Annotated in this window: 16 protein-coding genes; 2 read left to right on the top strand and 14 right to left on the bottom strand. The window is 59.7% G+C overall.

Features of this window, described 5'->3' with window-relative positions; all coding sequences use genetic code 11:
• Window positions 1–25: 25 nt before the first annotated feature.
• Entirely contained in the window at window positions 26–2,044 is a 2,019-nt protein-coding gene (locus V6617_RS10615; RefSeq protein WP_338606955.1) for a ComEC/Rec2 family competence protein, read from the bottom strand.
• A gap of 180 nt (window positions 2,045–2,224) precedes the next feature.
• Here V6617_RS10615 and gltX point away from each other — a divergent pair, with 180 nt between their 5' ends.
• Window positions 2,225–3,661, top strand: coding sequence for a glutamate--tRNA ligase (gltX, locus tag V6617_RS10620; protein ID WP_338606956.1), 1,437 nt, complete (start codon window positions 2,225–2,227; stop codon window positions 3,659–3,661).
• Between the two features lie 189 nt (window positions 3,662–3,850).
• Window positions 3,851–5,140 (top strand): citrate synthase, encoded by a 1,290-nt coding sequence (gene gltA / locus V6617_RS10625; RefSeq protein ID WP_338606957.1) that lies wholly within the window; start codon window positions 3,851–3,853, stop codon window positions 5,138–5,140.
• Here the strand turns inward: gltA and V6617_RS10630 are convergent.
• The 13 genes from V6617_RS10630 to rpsB form a co-directional block, all read right to left on the bottom strand.
• A complete protein-coding gene (locus tag V6617_RS10630) occupies window positions 5,137–6,255 on the bottom strand; it encodes a lipid-A-disaccharide synthase (protein WP_338606958.1) in 1,119 nt (372 codons plus the stop codon). The genes gltA and V6617_RS10630 overlap by 4 nt on opposite strands.
• Complete coding sequence (gene lpxI / locus V6617_RS10635) at window positions 6,248–7,075, bottom strand: UDP-2,3-diacylglucosamine diphosphatase LpxI domain-containing protein (RefSeq protein ID WP_338606959.1); 828 nt, start codon at window positions 7,073–7,075, stop codon at window positions 6,248–6,250. The genes V6617_RS10630 and lpxI overlap by 8 nt, the downstream gene beginning before the upstream one ends.
• Window positions 7,072–7,881 carry an acyl-ACP--UDP-N-acetylglucosamine O-acyltransferase gene (lpxA, locus tag V6617_RS10640; RefSeq protein ID WP_338606960.1) on the bottom strand — a complete coding sequence of 270 codons (810 nt, stop codon included), beginning with the start codon at window positions 7,879–7,881 and terminating at the stop codon, window positions 7,072–7,074. The genes lpxI and lpxA overlap by 4 nt, the downstream gene beginning before the upstream one ends.
• Window positions 7,878–8,315: a 3-hydroxyacyl-ACP dehydratase FabZ gene (gene fabZ / locus V6617_RS10645; protein WP_338610682.1), complete on the bottom strand. Its 438-nt coding sequence runs from the start codon at window positions 8,313–8,315 to the stop codon at window positions 7,878–7,880. The genes lpxA and fabZ overlap by 4 nt, the downstream gene beginning before the upstream one ends.
• Window positions 8,316–8,362: 47 nt before the next feature.
• Complete coding sequence (lpxD, locus tag V6617_RS10650; RefSeq protein WP_338606961.1) at window positions 8,363–9,385, bottom strand: UDP-3-O-(3-hydroxymyristoyl)glucosamine N-acyltransferase; 1,023 nt, start codon at window positions 9,383–9,385, stop codon at window positions 8,363–8,365.
• A gap of 70 nt (window positions 9,386–9,455) precedes the next feature.
• Window positions 9,456–11,576, bottom strand: coding sequence for an outer membrane protein assembly factor BamA (gene bamA / locus V6617_RS10655; protein WP_338606962.1), 2,121 nt, complete (start codon window positions 11,574–11,576; stop codon window positions 9,456–9,458).
• A 206-nt stretch (window positions 11,577–11,782) separates the two neighbouring features.
• Window positions 11,783–12,892, bottom strand: coding sequence for an RIP metalloprotease RseP (gene rseP / locus V6617_RS10660; RefSeq protein WP_338606963.1), 1,110 nt, complete (start codon window positions 12,890–12,892; stop codon window positions 11,783–11,785).
• Window positions 12,893–12,966: 74 nt separating this feature from the next.
• On the bottom strand, window positions 12,967–13,842 hold the full coding sequence (locus V6617_RS10665) for a phosphatidate cytidylyltransferase (protein ID WP_338606964.1): 876 nt from the start codon (window positions 13,840–13,842) through the stop codon (window positions 12,967–12,969).
• Window positions 13,839–14,588 carry an isoprenyl transferase gene (locus V6617_RS10670; RefSeq protein WP_338606965.1) on the bottom strand — a complete coding sequence of 250 codons (750 nt, stop codon included), beginning with the start codon at window positions 14,586–14,588 and terminating at the stop codon, window positions 13,839–13,841. Before V6617_RS10670 ends, V6617_RS10665 begins: the two co-directional genes overlap by 4 nt.
• Before the next feature lie 35 nt (window positions 14,589–14,623).
• Window positions 14,624–15,184 carry a ribosome recycling factor gene (frr, locus tag V6617_RS10675; protein ID WP_338606966.1) on the bottom strand — a complete coding sequence of 187 codons (561 nt, stop codon included), beginning with the start codon at window positions 15,182–15,184 and terminating at the stop codon, window positions 14,624–14,626.
• Between the two features lie 97 nt (window positions 15,185–15,281).
• Window positions 15,282–15,995 carry a UMP kinase gene (gene pyrH, locus V6617_RS10680; RefSeq protein WP_338606967.1) on the bottom strand — a complete coding sequence of 238 codons (714 nt, stop codon included), beginning with the start codon at window positions 15,993–15,995 and terminating at the stop codon, window positions 15,282–15,284.
• Window positions 15,996–16,052: 57 nt separating this feature from the next.
• Window positions 16,053–16,979, bottom strand: a complete 927-nt coding sequence (gene tsf, locus V6617_RS10685) for a translation elongation factor Ts (RefSeq protein ID WP_338606968.1) — start codon at window positions 16,977–16,979, stop codon at window positions 16,053–16,055.
• A 100-nt stretch (window positions 16,980–17,079) separates the two neighbouring features.
• On the bottom strand, window positions 17,080–17,880 hold the full coding sequence (gene rpsB, locus V6617_RS10690) for a 30S ribosomal protein S2 (RefSeq protein ID WP_264224311.1): 801 nt from the start codon (window positions 17,878–17,880) through the stop codon (window positions 17,080–17,082).
• Window positions 17,881–18,019 lie beyond the last annotated feature (139 nt).

Genomic DNA, 18,019 nt, shown 5'->3' on the forward strand with positions numbered 1-18,019 from the left:
ACTTAGCCTTGTTGTCCTCAAGGCCCTAAAGCTGGATGCGCCACGGGCGGTCCGGTCCGTCGATGGCGGTGCGGATTGTTGGCGGCAGATCGGGGCCATTCCAATCGATCATATGAGCGCCATAGCGGGCGAGGTCTGAAGCGTCGACAACCAGTTTGGCTGCCGTCTCGCATTGGGGCGGCGCAGTCAGGCGGGCGATGACGATCTCGGCGATGCGGCAATCTTCGTCAAACGCGTCGCGAGATTTGACCAGCGCTACGGTATAGCCCTCCTCGGTCGAGAGGATGCAGCCCAGACTGTCGCAACCTGTGGCGGTGTGGGCGTCTTCGATAACCGTCAGATAGCGTTCTGACCAGATGGTGGTGGCAAAGGTATTGTTGCGGCCGGCGATCAGGGCAACCCGGTCTCCGCTGCGGACGGCCAATGCCTGGCTTTGATCGGCAATGAATATGTCGGGCGCCTGCTCGAGACAGAAAAAAGCGATGAGCGGAACCGCGACAATGGGGCCAGTTATGCGCATGTGGGTTCGAAAATAGGCCAGCCATGCCAATGCGAACAGAGCGACGCCGAGCGCGACCGGGGACAGTATGGGACTCGGGTCGAACCCGCCGCTCAAATTTCGGACGAAACCGGCGCACCAGAGCATAGCCTCGATGCTCCAGCCGAGCCCAGCATAGGGAATGGCCTCGAGGCCAAGAGGGAGCAGCAAGGTTCCGAGCAGAGCAGCAGGCATCATCACAAAGCTCACGATGGGCATAACCATAAGGTTACCCAACACCCCGAATGGCGCGGTCTGCTGGAAGTGGTAGGCGGTAAAGACCAGTGTTGCCAGACCGGCAATGATGCTGGTGGTAGCAATGTCGAGCATCAGGGTCAGCGCCCTGCCCCGCTGTGGGCGTTCCCTGTCCTCCCGATTGCGCCGAGCCAATTCGTAAGCCGCTATCAAAGCGATGACGGCGGCAAAGGAGAGCTGAAAAGAAGCGCGGAAGACGCTGGTGGGTTCGAAAACGATGATTGCCAGACCGGCGATCGCCACGTTGCGCATGGTCAGTGCCTGCCGCCCGGCAATGATGGCGGCAAAGATGAGCGCGAGCATGATGGTCGAGCGCACCGCCGGGATAACCATACCCGAAATCACCATGTAGGCTAGCGCCGTGGCAATACCAAAACCCGCGGCGATCTTTTTTATGGGGAAGCGTTGGGTGACACCATGGCCCAGTGAGAGAAAAAAGCGAACGCAGGCGAACATGGTGCCCGCCACCAGCGTCAGGTGCAGACCGGAAATGGCAATGACATGGGCGATGCCGGCCGATGCCATCAGATTGCGGTCATCCTCGGTGATCCGGCTCTGGTCACCGGTGACGAGCGCCGCAGCGATACCACCGATGCGTTCGCCCAGTTGGGATACGATACGCGTTGTGATGGCGGCGCGAAGGTCCTTGACCGCGCGCGACAGCCCCCCGGCGCCGCTTTTCGAGATTTCGATATCGCCGAATGCAGTTCCATAGGCACCGATGCCATCAAAATGGCTCACGAACTGGGAGTCGTAGCCGCCCGGGACGGCGGGCGGCGGAACCGGATAAAAGCGGATGCGAGCCGTTATGGTGTCGCCGGGGGAAACATCGTAAGCACCGGGCACAGTGACGCGGGCCAGGCGAACATTGGGGAGCGTCCAATCCAATTCGCCAGCGACATCGGAAAGGACCCAGCGTTGTTCGCTGCCATCGTTGTAGGTGACAGCCTCAATGCGCGCCGTATAGGTGCCATAGCGGGGGCTCTCGAGCATCCGGGTACCGAACAGCGCACCATGAACGGGCAGGAGAACCATGCCGAGAGCGAACATCGATGCAAGAAGAGCAATTTCCCGGATCGGGGCACGATCACGGCCAAGCCAGGCAGTTGCGAAGGTGAAACCGATCAGGGTCGCGAGAGCAATAAACGCCGGTTCACTTGGAAGCACGCGATAGACGATGAGCCCAGCGATCATGAAGAAGGGAAAGAGAATGAAGTTGCGACGCTGGGTCACGGCGTCGAGGACCGCCATGCGCAAGCCAGCACAAAGAGCAGAGATCCGGGCCACGAGCCACGCAAGCGGCCCAGCCGCCCGTCCCTGCCGAAGATTTTTGGCGACAGGAAAGTCGACCATCTTGCGCGCCCCCAACCCTTGCGCTCGTTGGGCGCTATGGTACACACGGGCCAAACATTTCTCCAAGCGGTAAGCCTTATGTCCAAACCCGTCGTAACGCGTTTTGCGCCTTCTCCCACAGGTTTCCTGCATATCGGGGGCGCGCGAACCGCACTGTTCAACTGGGCGTTCGCGCGCAAGATGGGTGGAAAGATGCTGCTGCGCATTGAAGACACCGACCGCGAGCGCTCTACCGAGGCCGCCGTGGCGGCCATTCTGGACGGCATGAGCTGGCTTGGCCTCGATTGGGACGGGACCCCGATCAGCCAGTTCGTGCGGGCAGACCGGCACGCCGAGATTGCGTTAGAACTGCTCGAAAGCGGTAATGCCTACAAGTGTTATTGCACGCCTCAGGAATTGACCGAGATGCGCGACAAGGCGCGCGCCGAAGGCCGCCCGCCGCGCTATGACGGGCGCTGGCGCGACCGCGATGCATCAGAAGCGCCTGAGGGTGTCAAGCCTGTCGTACGGATCAAGGCCCCACAGTCCGGTGACATCGTGGTCAAGGACCGGGTGCAGGGCGATGTGGTCTTCAAGGCTGAAAACCTCGACGATTTCATCATCCTGCGCTCTGATGGAACACCCACCTATATGCACGCCGTGGTAGTTGACGATCACGACATGGGCGTTACCCATATCATCCGGGGCGACGATCATCTGACCAATGCCGCCCGGCAGATCGTGATTTATCGGGCCATGGGCTGGGATATCCCGGAAATGGCGCATATTCCGCTGATCCACGGGCCGGATGGCGCAAAGCTTTCCAAGCGGCATGGCGCCATGGGGGTCGAAACCTATCGGCAAATGGGATACCTGCCCGAAGCGTTGCGCAATTATCTTGCCCGCCTGGGCTGGGCGCATGGCGATGACGAGATATTTTCGACCGACCAGATGGTCGAGTGGTTCTCGCTCGAGGCCCTTAACAAGGGCGCTTCACGCTTCGATTTCGTCAAGCTCGACAATCTAAACGGCCACTATATCCGCTCGACCGACCCTGCCCGGCTCTACGATGTGATGGTTGAGACGGCATCGGAAACCGGGCGAAATGCGGACTATGCCGGGCTGGTTTCCAACAAGGACACCGTGCTTGCTGCCATTCCAGAGCTTCAACCGCGTGCCAAGACCGTACTGGAGCTGATCGACCTGGCGCAGTTCATCTATGCGGAACGGCCGCTTCCTATCGAAGAAAAGGCGGCAGCACTGCTCAATGAAGAGAGCGTTGCGCATCTGGCAGCGCTGACGACCGCGTTTTCGTCCCTCGATGGCTGGTCCGTCGAAAGTCTGGATGGGACCGTGCGGACCTATGCAGAGACAGTGGGGTTGAAGCTGGGCAAGGTTGCCCAACCCTTGCGGGCCGCCCTTACGGGGCGAACAATTTCGCCGGGCATTTTCGAGGTCATGGTATTGATTGGGCGCGAAGAGAGCTTGGCCCGGCTTTCAGATGTAGTGGGCGTTGGCACCGGGGTTCATTCCTAGCGCCATCCTCGCTGTTTTCTGAATTGCGATCTATATTTACCTATACGTCAAGATCCTTGACGTAGTTGCATGGTGTGACAATTTCGGATACCCAAGCGAAGCATTTTTCAAAGACGTCATTGTGCGTGCTCAGAGCGGGCGAGCCTGGTGCTTGCGGCATATCTGGGCCGAAACCCGGGAGGCACATGAATGAGCGAACAATCGGCAAAACTTACTCTGGGCGATGAGACCTATGAGTTCCCGGTGCTCAGCGGCACGGTTGGGCCCGATGTCATCGACATTCGCTCGCTGTACGCCCAGACCGGGCTGTTTACCTACGATCCCGGGTTCACGTCGACAGCAGCCTGCGACAGCGCCATCACGTATATCGATGGCGACAAGGGCGAACTCCTCTATCGCGGCTATCCGATCGACCAGCTTGCGGATAACAGCTCGTATATCGAAGTCTGTTATCTGTTGCTCTATGGCGAGTTGCCATCGAAAGCCGATCTACGGGACTTCGAGAACCGGGTGACACGTCACACGATGGTGCACGAACAGATGCACTATTTTTATCGCGGGTTCCGCCGCGACGCGCATCCGATGGCAATCGTAACCGGCGTCGTTGGTGCGATGGCGGCGTTCTACCACGACTCCACAGACATCTCGGACCCCGAGCAGCGTGAAATCGCTTCGATCCGGATGATCGCCAAGCTGCCGACGATTGTGGCTATGGCCTACAAATATTCGGTGGGCCAGCCCTTTGTCTATCCGCGTAACGATCTCGACTACGCCTCAAACTTCCTGCACATGTGCTTTGCCGTGCCGGCCGAGGAATACAAGGTCGATCCGGTGGTCGCCAGAGCCATGGACCGCATTTTTACGCTTCATGCCGACCACGAGCAAAACGCTTCGACTTCAACGGTTCGTCTGTCAGGCTCGTCGGATGCAAATCCGTTTGCGTGTATTGCTGCGGGTGTGGCGTGCCTATGGGGCCCGGCGCATGGCGGGGCGAACGAAGCTGCGCTCAACATGCTGCGCCAGATCGGAACGGTTGACCGCATCCCTGAATTCATCGCGCGGGCCAAGGACAAGAACGATCCGTTCCGCCTAATGGGCTTCGGGCACCGGGTTTACAAGAATTACGATCCGCGGGCTGCCGTAATGCAGGAATCGGCGCGTGAGGTTCTCGACTTGCTGGGTGTTGAAAACAACCCGACGCTGCAGGTTGCCCAGGAACTCGAAAAGATCGCTCTGGAGGACCCCTATTTCGTCGAGCGTAAGCTCTATCCGAATGTGGATTTCTATTCGGGTATCATTCTCGATGCGATCGGCTTCCCGACCTCCATGTTCACTGCAATCTTCGCGCTTTCGCGCACCGTGGGCTGGATTGCCCAGTGGAAGGAAATGATCGGCGACCCGCAGAAAAAGATCGGCCGTCCGCGCCAGCTCTATAACGGCGCGACCAAGCGCGATTACGTGGATATCTCTGCCCGCTAGATACGGGCCAGAATTCTTTCGACAGGATCTTGAAGGGGCGCTTCCGGTGCCCCTTTTTCCATGAGAGTGCGGATCTGGCGGAACTCTTCTGCTTGGGAAGCCAACTCATTTGGCGCGTCGACCAGAGCAAAGGCGGCGTCAGCCAGTTTTCCCGGCTCGCCCTTGTGAGCGAACAGGACTTCCGGGATCACCTCTTTTTCTGCGATGATATTGGGCAAGCCGATAAAGCGCGTCGTTGCCCTTTTGAACATGCGCACCTGGGCGCCTTCGGCCACATAGGTCAGGATGTGGGGGACTCCGGCAAGCGCAAGCTCGAGTGTAACGGTGCCGCTGACGGCAACAGCAGCGATGGCCTGTTCGATTGCGGACTGGCGATCCAGCGCGGTCACAACCACCGACACCGGGATCGGCCATTGGGCCACCATGCGCGAAATGCGGGCCGCCTGCGACCGTGTGGAGAGAATGATGAAACCAGTGACGGAAGGGTGAGCCGACAAGCGTTGCGCCACTTCAGCCATCATGGGAAGATGGCGAGTGATTTCGCCCCTACGGCTGCCCGGGAGCAGCAATATGGGACCGGAGGCAGGTTGGGCCGGACGCATGGGATATCTTTCAAGCGCGGGGTGTCCGACATAGGCGGTTTGCGGACCACCAAGGCTCCGCATGGCCCCGGGCTCGAAGGGAAGGACACTGAGCACCTCATCAAAGATGCCCGCCAACTTTCGGGCCCGCCCGGCGCCCCACGCCCAGACGGCCGGGGCGACATAAAGAATGATGGCGCCGCCATAGCCTCGTTTGCGCAGTGATCTGGCGACGACCTTGGAGAAGACTTGCGCATCTATGAGGACGACGACGCCCGGTTGTTGCCGCATTACGGCGGAGACGACCTGGCGCGCCCGCCACAGCAAGAGCGGAAGCCGCACGATAACGTCGCGATAGCCCATGACCGCAAGATCGTCGATTGGAAACAGCGAGGAGAGCCCCTCGCCTTCCATGGCATCGCCACCGACCCCGGATATGGAAAGATCGGGGCGAGAACGGCGCAGGCCGGCTATCAGATTGGCACCAATGCGATCGCCTGACGCCTCGCCAGCGAGTACAAAAACGCTAGTCATCTTGGGCAGCAATGCCGACAAGCGCGATATCGGCGGCATTGGCGGCTGAAATGAGCTCGCCGCGACCAATTAACAAGGTGCGCCCGGTCTCAACGACAATGGCCTCGATGCCGGCGTTTTGAGCCAGTGCGACGGTGTTTTTGCCGATAGCGGGAAGATCGACGTGCAGGGGCTGCCCGGGCTTTGAGGTTTTGGCCAGCACCAGACGACCGCGCCCGTTTCCGATAAGGCCGCGTTCGCGATAGGCGGCACACCGCGTGAGCAGTTCGTCGGTACCACCGATGTCTTCGGTGGCAATGATCCGGGCGCCGGCAGCGACGAGCGCCTGGCCAAGATCGAGGGAACCGGCCTTACGTGCGGCGGCAAAGGCAAATTCGGCTGTGCGGATCAACGCGTCATCGGCATGGACAGCGCCGATTTGCCCTTGCGGTGCGAGAAGATCGGAAACGATTTCGTGCACGCCGATGAAGGGTAGGCCCAATATCTTGAGAAGGGCTGCCCCGAGCTGCGACAGCTTGCTGTCGCCTTTGGCGGCGGCGTCCTTGTCGCCAGCAAATTCGGCGAAAGTCTCGCGCTCCTTGTCCGACATGTGCATGCCGCCCACGGCGCAAACGTGAGTGGCCTTGAATCGGCGGATTTCGCGCAGCACCTGATCTGGGCGGGACACTTTGATCTGGAAGGGATGCTCGGCCTCCAGATCGGGGCGCGGCTGGAGCGTGAGCACGCGAACTTCCCACCCGGCGTCGCGAGCGGCGGCAATGGCCTGAGGCACAAGGTCGCCCGATCCGGCGACGAGCGCCAATCGGCCCGGGACGGTCATTGTTCGGCTGGCGTGCCGTTGCGTGGCATGCAGAGCGCGCGCTCGGACGGCTTTCTTATGAACTCAATGACTTCTTCGACGAGCGCTTCGCCCTCGAAGATTTCGGCGGCGTCCTCAATACGCTCACGCAGCGTACCCTCGCTCGAAAAGATCATGCGATAGGCGGCCCGTAGCGCATGGATGGACTCACGGTCGAACTTGCGCCGCTTGAGGCCAACAAGGTTCAGGCCGCCGAGATAGGCGCGATTGCCAAGCACCGAGCCGTAGGGGATGACGTCGTTTTCGACAAACGACATGGCGCCGACAAAAGCGTGCGCGCCGATGCGCACGAACTGATGAACACCGCAAATGCCGCCGAACCGGACGTAATCATCGACTACGCAATGGCCGGCCAGGGAGGCCTGATTGGCCATGACCACATGGTTGCCCACGCGGCAATCATGGGCGATGTGAACGCCGACCATGAGCAGGCAATTGTTGCCGACCCGCGTTTCCATCCCGCCGCCGGCGGTGCCGGGATTGATGGTCACGTATTCGCGCAACACGCAGTCGCTGCCGATCGATACCGTGCTTGGCTCACCTTCAAATTTGAGGTCCTGCGGCGGATGGCCGATGGACGAGAAGGGGTAAATCGTCGTTCGGGCGCCAACCTCGGTGCGGCCGTCGATGGAAACGTGGGACACGAGCCTTGCGCCATCCCCAAGGGTGACGTCACCCCCCACGATGCAATAGGGGCCAACTTGCACGTTTTCGCCCAACGTCGCGCTTTCGCTGACGATGGCTGTGGGATGGATGGATGCAGTCACGCTTGTTCCTTGACGATCATCGCGCCGATTTCGGCTTCTGCGACGACGACACCGTTCACGATGGCCTTTGCTTCATAACGCCCGACAGTCTTGCGGCGGTGGATTTTTTTTATGTGATATTCAAGCTTGTCGCCAGGCTTGGCCGGCTTGCGGAACTTCACCGCGTCGATCGTCAAAAGATAGACGATGTGCCTGTCACCGGACTTGTTCTCGAGATTGATGACGATGGCGCCGGCCGTCTGGGCCATGCCCTCGATGATCAACACACCGGGAAAAATGGGTTCGCCGGGAAAATGGCCTTGGAACTGAGGCTCGTTGAAGGTCACGTTCTTGATGCCGATGGCCGAATTGTCGCCGTCGATTTCTATGATGCGGTCGATCATCAGAAATGGATAGCGATGCGGAAGCGCGTTCAGGACGGCATCAATCTCCATTGTGGAGAGTTCAGTGGCCTGCTTGGCCGTATCAGGACTGAGGGTACTCAAGTCTTATCCCCTTTTGACAACCGTCTTACCGCTACGATTTCTCGCTTCCACATCTTTACATCCTGGGCAGGCGCCCCGGCAATATTGGAGCCGGCCGGAAAGCTGTGGGTAACGCCTGAACGTGCCAGAACAAGCGTGTTGGCGCCCAGCCGCAGATGCCCCGCCGTGCCGGCGCCGCCCCCCATGACGACGCCATCTTCCAGGATCGTTGACCCCGACAACCCACACATGCCCGAAATGACGCAATTGCGACCGATACGGCAGTTGTGGCCCACCTGAACGAGATTGTCGATCTTGGTGCCCTCACCTATGACCGTATCGCCCAGAGTGCCGCGGTCGACGGTTGTGTTGGCTCCGAGCTCGACGCGGTCCTGAATGATGACGCGGCCCAGTTGTGGTATCTTGCGATGCCGGTCGGAGCGCAACTGGAAGCCGAAACCTTCTGCGCCGATGACGACACCGGGCTGGATGACAACTTCATTGCCCAGATAGGCGCATTCGATCGAAACATTGGAGCCGATGACGCAATCGCGCCCGATGGTGACGCCCGCGCCGATGGTGGTGTTGGCACCAATGACGGTGCCCGAACCGATTTGCGCGCCCGGCCCGACACTGACGTTGGCACCTAGTGTCACGCCGGGCTCAATCAGTGGGGCAGGATCGGTGTGTGTCGAGGCGCGAATAACCGCCGCGCCATCGTCGGGATAGAACACATTGAGGATGTCGACGAAGACATCGTAGGGCTTTTCGCAGAATATTGCTGTCGCATGGTCGGCGACGGAAGCGGCAAGATCAGCGGTGGCCAGCACGGCCCCTGCACGGCTGCGGGCCAATTGATCGGCATAGGACTTACTGGCCGCGAACGAGATGTTGGCGGCACCGGCATCGGCCAGATCGCTGGCGCCTTCGATCAAAGGGTTCGAAGCCAGATTGCCCGCCAACGCTTTGTGCCCTGCGGCAACGAGCAAGTCCGACAAAAGCCGCGGGCCAATGCACTGGTGAAATCGGGGATCGATCATTGCTGCGCCTGAAAAAGAAACCGCGGCTCTGATACGCCGCGGTTTCCGTTTTTTCAATAAGAGCGGACGATTAGAACAGTGTCGAAAGCGTCAGCTGGAACACCTGGGTGCGATCGAAGGTGTCGGGTTCGATCACATGGGCGAAATCACCCCGCAGCGGACCCAGCGGCGATTCCCAGATCAGCGAACCGCCGACCGAGGATTTGAGCGGGTTGCCGATACCGTCGGCCGTTTCATATCCACCAGCCGGAATGCCGTCTATCCAGCCGACATCACCCCAAACCGCACCGCGCAGGCCCCAGTTTTCGGGCAGGAAGGGCAGCGGGAAGTCGATTTCGGCGGACAGTCCAGCGTAAGAGAGTACACCAAGCGCGTCGCCGGTTCCGGCTGCACGAGCACCCATTCCACCGAAGCGATAGCCACGGACAAGGTTCGGCCCGAGCTGGAAGGTATCAGTGGGGTGGATGCCGCTGCCACCGATATCGGTGATCGTGCCGGCCTGGCCACGCAAGCTGCCGACCACGCCCATTTCTTCCCAGATCGGATAGTATACGCGCGCTCTGACTTCGGTCTTCAGGAAGTCGGCAGTGAGAGTCGTGTAATCCTGCGAGAAGGACAAAATCATGCCTTCTGTCGGACGCTGCTGGTCGTCGAGCGTGTCGTAGGTCAGCGTGTAGCCGACAGTCAGGCGGTCACGGGTTCCGCCGATATAGGCGGGTGCCGCGGGCGCTTCATCATCGGTAAATGTCACCTGTTCGAGGCCGAGACGCGTGGTGAGCGTCAGATCCTGAGCGACCGGAAGGCCGAAGCGGAGCTGGGCACCTGTGGTTTCGGTTCCATACGAGAAGGTGGACCCCTCGACCGTTACGCGCCGATAGGCATCGACGCCAGCGGATATGCGCAGCCCCATGAAGCGTGGCTCGGTGAAGCTGAAGTCATAGGTCTCGCCATTTTCAGAACGGCCAAGGGCGATGCGCAGATACTGGCCGCGACCAAGGAAGTTGCGTTCTGTCAGCGATATTTCACCAAAAATGCCGTCACGCGTAGAGTAGCCGGCACCAACACCGTAATCGCCGGTGCTGCGCTCGACGACCGCCACATTCAAAATGACGCGGTCCGGGGAACTGCCCGGCGCGGATGTGACCTGCACCGAGGAGAAAAAGCCCAGGGATTCGATATCGGCACGCCCCTTGGTCACCAGCGCCCGGTTGAACGGATCGCCCTCGGCGAAGTCGAACTCGCGGCGGATGACATAGTCGCGGGTCTTTGTATTGCCGGTGATGTTGATGCGCTCGACATAAACACGCGGACCTTCATCGACCAGATAGGTCACATTGAAGGTATTGCTGTTGATGTCACGATCGATGCGTGGGCGAACTTCGGCAAAAGGATAGCCCTGATTGGTCGCGCGCAACGCAAGCTCTGAGGTGGATTCGCTGAGATCCGAAAGGGAATAGCGGCTGCCCGAACCGGTGCTGATCCCGCCACGCAGGGCGTCCGCATCAAGGCCCGAAATCGAGGTTTCAATGGCGATGTTCCCAAAATCATAGCGCTGGCCTTCATCGACGGTAAAGTTGATGAAATAGGCGTTGCGGGTGGCGTCGAACTCGGCGACCGAGGACAAAACGCGCGCATCGGGGAAGCCGCGATTGGCGTAGTAGAGCCGAACGCGCTCACGGTCGACGGCAAGGCGGTCCTCACTGTAGAGATCGTCGCGGAACAGCCAGCTGAAAATGTGGGTTTCCTTGGTGGTGACAACGCCCTTGAGCACCATCGAGCTGATGGAATTATTGCCGGTAAAGTTGATCGCGGCAATGCCTGCGCGATCACCCTCATTGACCTGGAAGAAGACGCGGACCCGGCCATCAGTGGTCGGCTCGGTGCTTGAGGTCACCGTTACATTGGAATAGCCGGCCTGGGTATAGGCGGACTGGATTGTCTGGATGTCGTTGGCAATGCCAGCCTGAGTGTAAACCCGGCGCGCGGCCACATCCACCATTGCGGAAAGCTGGTTGTCATTAAATCGGCTGTTGCCGTCGAACCCGATCGCCGAGACCTCGGTCCCCTCAGCCACCTGGGCCTGCGCAGGCGAAACACTCAGAACCAGCGCGGCACTTCCGATAAAAGGCGCAAAGGTGAAAAGCGCCATGGCGAGGAGGACGCTGTGCAAAAGCTTGGCTGATTTCATCATGATTGTTCTTGCTTGCCCTTTGAGACTTGGACCGGGAATCGTCTCAAGACGTGGATTCCCCCATACTCCGATGACAGGTTTTACCTGTTTTTCCTCGACGGGCAAGGTGAAACCCCCTGCCCTGCGGCCAAAAGATGGCCAGACATGTAATCATGCAACACTTGCTAACCCCTTGATACCGCGCGCTGCCTGCCGCTGGCCCGACTTCAGACCAGATCGTTGATCAGCGTGAAAACCATCAGCGTACACACCAGGGCAAAGCCTATGCGATATCCGATTTCCTGAACGCGCTGGCTCAGGGGACGGCCGCGCACAGCCTCGTAGAGGTAGTACATCAGATGACCACCATCCAACATAGGGACTGGGAACAGGTTAATTATGCCGATGTTTAGCGATAAAAGTGCCGTAAGGTTAACCAATGCTAACAGGCCCAGCGTGGCGACCTCGCCCGAAACCTGCGCCATGCCAACCGGACCAGCCACCTGATCGAGATCGGCGCGGCCTATGAAAATGTCGCCAAGAAAGTTGAGCGTCCGATCGATGATGAACGAGATTTCCTCGAACGTCATGCCAACAGCTTCCAATGGCCCTGGGCGGTACAGCACGATGTCGCCCTCGCTCACGTCACGCGTGACGCCCATCCGGCCCACCTTGAGCTCGCGCCCGAAACGGGTGGTCGTGATTTCCGTGCGCGGAACCAGCGAGAGGTCCAGACGATCTCCGTCCCGTTCTATAATCATGGGAACGGTGCGCTCTGGCGCGGTCGAGATTATTCGTTGAACGTCTTCAAAGCCACGTATGTCGTAACCATCGACCGACAAAAAGCGGTCTCCCGACTCCAGACCCGCCATGGCGGCCGGCGAATCGGCAATCACGTCTCCAACCACCGGATCGAGCGTCAATCGCCCATAGCCGAGCAGCATGGCGTAGAGAATCAGGAACGTGAGAAGAAAGTTGGCAGCCGGGCCTGCGACCACGACGGCCATACGCTGGAAGACCGACTTGTTGGCAAACAGATTGGGCCGGATTGCCGGGTCGTAGCGGCCGGTATCCGGATCGGGCACACTTGCCGCGTTCATGTCGCCCGTGAACTTGACGTAGCCACCCAGTGGAAAGGCCGCGATACGCCACCTTGTGCCACGCTTGTCGTTCCAACCGATCAGTTCGGGGCCAAAGCCTATCGAAAAAGCGTCGATGGCCACCCCGTTCCAGCGGGCCACGAGATAGTGCCCCATCTCATGGACGAAGACGATGACCGTAAGAATGGCCAGGAAGGGTATGATGTAGTTCAGGAAGAACGGAAGTTCACTGATCATCTAAATCCCTTTGAAGCGATGCCATGACAAACCATGGCGGGGGCGTTATGACCCAAATTTGTCGCGCCGGCATTTTACCAGAACAGAATGCCTTGTGGTACCGCGCCGAGGCCGCGATTGGCCAACCCGATGCCCCACAGGACAATACCAGCCGATGTAAGGCTGTCGATACGGTCCATCAGGCCCCCGTGACCGGGGATTATGTCACCGCTGTCCTTGACGGCGAAGCGACGCTTTACCGCACTCTCGGCGAGATCACCCAACTGGCCGGAAATCGAGACGACGACAGAAATCAACATCCCTATGGCAAAGGGTGAAGGGGTATCGAGCACCCAGCCGGCGACAAACCACACCGCAATGCCGCTCAATGTGCCCACGCACAAGCCGCCTGCCGCGCCCGACCATGTCTTGGAGGGCGATACATCCGGGGACAGCTTGGTCCCTCCGACGATGCGACCGATAAAATAGGCGCCGATATCTGTCATCCAGACCACTGAGACCAGGAAGACGCCCGCCCATATGCCAACGGCCGAACTGCCGCGAATGGCGAGAAATGCAACAGTGGCGAAGCCAAAAAACACAATGCCACCAATACGCCAGTGCCGGTTGGGCGCCTTGACGAACAAGGCCAGAACAATGGCGACGCCGAAAACGATGGCACTGGTCCAGGCCCCGTTCATTGGATGGGCAACGGCGGCTATGGCGATCATTCCCATGAAAAACACCGCCGGCCAGCCCGACTGGCGGCCGATAATCATGGCTTCCCATTCGCGATAGGCGCCCGCCATGACGAGCGCGATGAGAAGAGCGAACGGAATCCAGCCGGCAATCAGGGCAATGGCGGTGAGAGGAATGAGGACGATGGCAGAGAGCAGACGCGGCAGGAGGTCCGGTCCAAACGGCCATAGCTTTGCATAAGCTGTCGTCGCCCTACCCTTTTCTTCCGTCACGTCCTGATACCGCCAAATCGCCTGTCGCGCTCAGTGTAGGACTTGAGCGCACGGACGAAAACCGATTCGTCGAAATCGGGCCAGTTCTCCTCGACAAAGACCAGCTCGGCATAGGCGGATTGCCAAAGCAGGAAATTGGAAAGCCTCATTTCGCCGCTGGTGCGCAGGATGAGGTCAGGATCGGGGAGTCCGGAGGTATCGAGATGACGGGCTATGGTCGCCTCGTCGATTTCCTCGGCCTTGAGCTCGCCTGCGGCGACCTTGCGCGCAATGGCCCTTGTGGCCGTCACAATCTCGGTTTTGGCGCCGTAGTTAAAGGCGATAATCAGGTCGAGGCCAGTATTCCCGGCCGTACGGTTTTCCACGTCTTCGATAATGCCGCGCAGGCCGCGTTCCAGCCCTTCGCGATCGCCGATGATGCGGATGCGCACATTCTGGGCGTGGAGTTTTTCGAGGTCGGAGGTAACGAACCGCCGCAAGAGGCCGAAGATGAAACGCACTTCGTCAGGTGGGCGACGCCAGTTTTCGGCCGAGAACGAAAAGAGCGTCAAGCATTGGACACCATAATCGATGGCCAGAGCCACGATGCGGCGCACGGCCTCAACACCTGCCCGGTGGCCTTCGGAGCGCCCCAGGCCGCGCTGTTTCGCCCAGCGGCCATTGCCGTCCATGATCACGCCGATATGGCGCGGGATCTTGAGATCGCGCTGTGGCTCTATCGATACTGTCGCCGGATGTGTAGACATCGGTTTCCTCAGACCGGAGCCAAGCCGGCGCCCGCCTAAACGTGCATGATTTCCTGTTCCTTGGCGGCCACGAGCTGATCGATCTCAGCAATGGCATCGTCGGTCGCCTTCTGAACCCTGTCGGTTTCCGAGCGTGCTTCGTCTTGGCCCATATCACCATCCTTTTCGAGCTTGCGCAGCAGCTCGATACCGTCGCGGCGTACGTGACGAACGGCCACGCGCGCCTGCTCGGCATATTGATGGGCAACCTTGGACAGTTCGCGGCGACGCTCTTCGTTGAGTTCAGGCAGTGGTACACGGATGATCTGGCCCTCGGCCATCGGATTGAGGCCGAGCGACGATTCCCGGATTGCCTTTTCAACTGCTGAGGACATCGAGCGGTCCCAGACCTGAACTGAGAGCATCCGAGGCTCGGGCACAGAAACAGTGGCAACCTGGTTGAGCGGCATCAACGAGCCGTAGGCATCGACCATGATCGGTTCGAGAAGACTGGCACTGGCGCGCCCGGTGCGCAGGCCGGCGAGGTCGCCCTTCATCGATTCAATGGACTTTTTCATCCTCGTGCGGAGGTTTTCGAGTGAGAACGCTTCGGACATCAAGTCTTCTCCCGGTCGTCTGCTGGGCGCTACCGCCCGCTATCACCTGACCAATCGGTCAAGCGATCATGTCATTTTTAAATCAAAGCGCGCGGCGTCAGCCAACGCGCGTACTCGGAGTTCGCCCATCGAGGACGCCCACCAGACCTTCCTTGTCCGACAAGGCATAGACGATTATCGGCAAGCCATTGTCGCGTGCAAGAGCAAATGCCGCGGTGTCCATGACCCTCAGGTCCTGGGCGATCACCTCTTCATGGGAGATGGCGTCAAATCTCGTGGCGGACGGATCTTTTTCCGGATCGGCGGAATAAACACCATCGACCTTGGTGCCCTTCAAGAGCACGTCGCAGCGCAACTCAATGGCCTTGAGTGCGGCGGCGGTGTCGGTGGTGAAGAAGGGGTTGCCAGTACCACCGGCACAGATCACCGTGGCGCCGCCTTCAAGCGCGGCAATAGCGGCACGTTGGGTGAACGTATCGCAAATCGAGGGCATGGAAACCGATGAAAAGACGTGCGACCGCCCCCCTGCCCTGCGGATGGCATCGCCCAGGGCAAGGGAATTGATGACAGTTCCCAGCATACCCATGTGGTCGCCGATAACCCGATCGCCACCCCTGGCGGCGACGGCCATGCCCCTGAAGATATTACCGCCACCGATGACGATGGCGACTTGCATGCCTGACCGGGTCAGATCGACGATCTGGCGGGCGATGGAATTGAGGAATTCGGGCTCTATTCCATATGACTGGTCTCCGGCGAGGGCTTCGCCGGAGACCTTAAGCAAGACGCGTGAATAGCCGGTTCTGGACATTAAGTGTCCCGCTTTCGAGCTTTTGGCGACAACGAATCCGAAAAAATTTCGGATACGTTACGCGGTGCCCGCAGCGGCGGCAACCTCGGCTGCGAAGTCCGATTCCTGCTTTTCAATGCCTTCGCCGAGAGCGAAAAGCACGTAGCCGGCGACCTTGATCGGAGCACCGACATCGGCCTCGGCATTCTTGACAGCCTGCTCAACGGTGTTTTCACCGTCGATCACGAATGTCTGAGCCAGAAGGGTCACTTCTTCGTAGTACTTACGGATGCGGCCTTCGACCATCTTTTCGATGATATTGTCGGGCTTGCCGGACTGACGGGCCTGTTCGGAGAACACGGCGCGCTCGCGCTCGACGGCCTCTGGGTCGAGATCATCGGACGACAGCGACAGCGGCTTGGTGGCCGCCACGTGCATGGCGATCTGGCGGCCCAGCGCTGTAAGCTTGTCCTTGTCGCCTTCCGATTCCAGACCGACAAGGACGCCGATACGGCCCAGACCATCCGAGATCGAGGAATGGACATAGGTGCCGATGGCGCCCTGAGCGACTTCCATGACCGCGGCGCGGCGCAGAGTCATGTTTTCGCCGATCTTGGCGATGGCTTCGGTCAGTTCTCCAGACACGGTGCGGCCGGTGCCGGGGAACTGCGCCGCAGCCAGCGCGTCGACGTCGCCATTGACGTCCAGTGCCAGCTTTGCGGCGTTGCGGACGATGCCCTGGAACTGTTCGTTGCGGGCAACGAAATCGGTCTCAGAGTTGATTTCGACGATTGCGGCGCGGTTGCCTTCAACGGCAATACCCACAAGACCTTCGGCGGCAATGCGATCTGCCTTCTTGGCAGCCTTGGCAAGGCCCTTCGAGCGCAGCCAATCGATTGCGGCCTCGATGTCGCCATTGGTCTCGGTGAGCGCCTTCTTGCAGTCCATCATGCCCACGCCGGTCATTTCGCGGAGCTGTTTCACATCTGCTGCACTGATTGACATCTCGATACCTCTTTGTCTGCCCCAATTCCCGCGCCGGGCGGCGCGGGATCATGGGCACGGATAATAATAAATGCGTGTCGGGGAGATGACGCGCGGGCGATTATGCCTGCGCGGTTTCACCTTCAGCCGGCTGTTCGGCAGCAGGCTCGGCTTCAAGGGCCGGCTCTTCGAGCACTTCCTCGGAAGCACCGATATCGCGGCCCATCGACGAAGACGAGCGGGCGATACCATCGATTGCGGCCTTGGAAACCAGCGACAGGTAAAGTTCAAGGGCGCGCGCCGCGTCGTCATTGCCTGGGATCGCGTAATCGACGATGTCAGGGTCGCAATTGGTGTCGACGATAGCAACGACCGGGATACCCAGACGGCGGGCTTCCTTGATCGCGTTGGCTTCCTTGTTGGTGTCGATGACGAACATCAGATTGGGAATGTTGCCCATGTCCTTTATGCCACCAAGGTCGCGCTCGAGGCGCTCCTGTTCGCGGCTGCGCTGCAGACGCTCACGCTTGGTCAGGCCCGTTGCGCCTTCCGCCTGGAGCGATTCGAGCTCACGCAGACGCGCAATCGAGTTCGAAATGGTCTGCCAGTTGGTCAGCATGCCACCGAGCCAACGAGAGTTGACATAATACTGCGCGCTCTGGCGCGCGGCTTCCGCAACAAGCGGAGCAGCCTGGCGCTTGGTGCCGACGAACAGCACACGACCGCCATCGGCAACGGTGTCGCTGATGAGCTGGAGAGCACGATAGAGCGCCGGAACGGTCTGGCTGAGATCGAGAATGTGAATGTCGTTGCGAACGCCGAAAATATAGCGTTCCATCTTCGGGTTCCAGCGGTGCTTCTGGTGGCCGAAGTGAACGCCGGCCTCAAGCAGTTGACGCATGGAAAAATCTGGCAATGCCATCTGGTATACTCCTTAACCGGTTATGCCTCTGCAAAGGAAAAGAGGCGGAGACCCGCCACCGGATGGACCTGTTTAAAGCACAGGCCCGCCTTTGCATGTGGATTTGACGCTGCGGGCTATATAGCAGCCCCGCCCATAT

The sequence above is a fragment of the Pelagibacterium nitratireducens genome (assembly GCF_037044555.1).
In the GTDB taxonomy this organism is placed as follows: domain Bacteria; phylum Pseudomonadota; class Alphaproteobacteria; order Rhizobiales; family Devosiaceae; genus Pelagibacterium; species Pelagibacterium nitratireducens.

Bases quoted from the DNA above. Each gene is read 5' to 3' on its own strand.
- V6617_RS10615 (WP_338606955.1), bottom strand. From the start codon at position 2,044: ATGGCGGTCCTCGACGCCGTGACCCAGCGTCGCAACTTCATTCTCTTT.
- gltX (WP_338606956.1), top strand. From the start codon at position 2,225: ATGTCCAAACCCGTCGTAACGCGTTTTGCGCCTTCTCCCACAGGTTTC.
- gltA (WP_338606957.1), top strand. From the start codon at position 3,851: ATGAGCGAACAATCGGCAAAACTTACTCTGGGCGATGAGACCTATGAG.
- V6617_RS10630 (WP_338606958.1), bottom strand. From the start codon at position 6,255: ATGACTAGCGTTTTTGTACTCGCTGGCGAGGCGTCAGGCGATCGCATT.
- lpxI (WP_338606959.1), bottom strand. From the start codon at position 7,075: ATGACCGTCCCGGGCCGATTGGCGCTCGTCGCCGGATCGGGCGACCTT.
- fabZ (WP_338610682.1), bottom strand. From the start codon at position 8,315: ATGGAGATTGATGCCGTCCTGAACGCGCTTCCGCATCGCTATCCATTT.
- lpxD (WP_338606961.1), bottom strand. From the start codon at position 9,385: ATGATCGATCCCCGATTTCACCAGTGCATTGGCCCGCGGCTTTTGTCG.
- bamA (WP_338606962.1), bottom strand. From the start codon at position 11,576: ATGATGAAATCAGCCAAGCTTTTGCACAGCGTCCTCCTCGCCATGGCG.
- rseP (WP_338606963.1), bottom strand. From the start codon at position 12,892: ATGATCAGTGAACTTCCGTTCTTCCTGAACTACATCATACCCTTCCTG.
- V6617_RS10670 (WP_338606965.1), bottom strand. From the start codon at position 14,588: ATGTCTACACATCCGGCGACAGTATCGATAGAGCCACAGCGCGATCTC.
- frr (WP_338606966.1), bottom strand. From the start codon at position 15,184: ATGTCCGAAGCGTTCTCACTCGAAAACCTCCGCACGAGGATGAAAAAG.
- pyrH (WP_338606967.1), bottom strand. From the start codon at position 15,995: ATGTCCAGAACCGGCTATTCACGCGTCTTGCTTAAGGTCTCCGGCGAA.
- tsf (WP_338606968.1), bottom strand. From the start codon at position 16,979: ATGTCAATCAGTGCAGCAGATGTGAAACAGCTCCGCGAAATGACCGGC.
- rpsB (WP_264224311.1), bottom strand. From the start codon at position 17,880: ATGGCATTGCCAGATTTTTCCATGCGTCAACTGCTTGAGGCCGGCGTT.